This window comes from Methylobrevis pamukkalensis (assembly GCF_001720135.1).
Lineage (GTDB): Bacteria > Pseudomonadota > Alphaproteobacteria > Rhizobiales > Pleomorphomonadaceae > Methylobrevis > Methylobrevis pamukkalensis.
This window is the reverse complement of record NZ_MCRJ01000275.1, coordinates 1-1,009: the sequence shown is the minus strand read 5'-3', so window position 1 is coordinate 1,009 and position 1,009 is coordinate 1. Positions and strand designations below refer to the sequence as shown.

Sequence of the window (1,009 nt, the reverse complement as noted above, 5' to 3'; positions counted from 1 at the left end):
CCACGCGGCGACCAAGGCCCAGGTGAAGCCCGGCGACGTGGCGCTGGTGATCGGCGCCGGGCCGATCGGCCTCGTCACGGTGCTCGCCGCGCTCGCCGCCGGCTGCGCCCGGGTGATCGTCTCCGACGTCGACGACAGCAAGCTCGACATCGCCGCAAGGCTCGGCGCGGTGACGCCGGTCAACGTGCTGCGCGAGAATCTCGCCCCGCGCGTCCTTGCCGAGACCGACGGCTGGGGCGCCGACATCGTGTTCGAATGCTCGGGCAACGAGCGGGCGGCGGCGACGTGTTCGATCCGCTCTGCCCCGGCGGCAAGGTGATCTACGTCGGCATCCCGCTGGAGCCGATCGCCTATGACGTCGCCAAGGGGCAGATCAAGGAGGCGCGGATCGAGCATGTGTTCCGCTACGCCCATGTCTTCCCGCGCTGCGTGGCGATGCTCGCCTCCGGGGCGATCGACGTCGCGCCGCTGATCACCCGGACCTATCCCTTCGAGGAGAGCGTCGCCGCCTTCGAATATGCGGCGAGCGCCCCGAAGGGCGAGGTGAAGATCCAGATCGAGATGCCGGGCTGACGGCGGACCCTGACAGAGGAGATCGACGTGGCGACCGTCACCATCGACAACGTGAAGAAACGCTACGGCGCGGTGGACGTGATCCACGGCGTGTCCGTCGACATCGAGGATGGCGAGTTCGTCATCCTCGTCGGCCCGTCCGGCTGCGGGAAATCGACCCTCCTGCGCATGCTGGCGGGCCTTGAGGAAATCTCGGCCGGCGACATCCGCATCGGCGGCAAGGTGGTCAACGACGTGCCCCCCAAGGGCCGGGATATCGCCATGGTGTTCCAGAACTATGCGCTCTATCCGCACATGAACGTCGCCGACAACATGAGCTTCTCGCTCCGGCTCAAGGGCACGCCCAAGGCCGAGATCGAGGCCAAGGTCAAGCGCGCGGCCGAGATCCTCGACCTCGGCAAGCTGCTCGACCGCTTTCCCAAGCAGCTCTCCGGCG

The 1,009-nt window shown here is 67.8% G+C and carries 3 protein-coding genes; all 3 read left to right on the top strand.

Going from position 1 to position 1,009, the window contains the following annotated elements; all coding sequences use genetic code 11:
* Positions 1–319 (top strand): zinc-binding dehydrogenase (locus tag A6302_RS25035; protein WP_245294186.1); only part of this gene is annotated, 319 nt, incomplete at its 5' end.
* Complete coding sequence (locus A6302_RS25030; RefSeq protein WP_245294185.1) at positions 286–573, top strand: MDR/zinc-dependent alcohol dehydrogenase-like family protein; 288 nt, start codon at positions 286–288, stop codon at positions 571–573. The genes A6302_RS25035 and A6302_RS25030, both read left to right, overlap by 34 nt.
* A 27-nt stretch (positions 574–600) precedes the next feature.
* On the top strand, positions 601–1,009 hold a 409-nt coding region (locus A6302_RS20470), incomplete at its 3' end, for an ABC transporter ATP-binding protein (protein ID WP_141704054.1).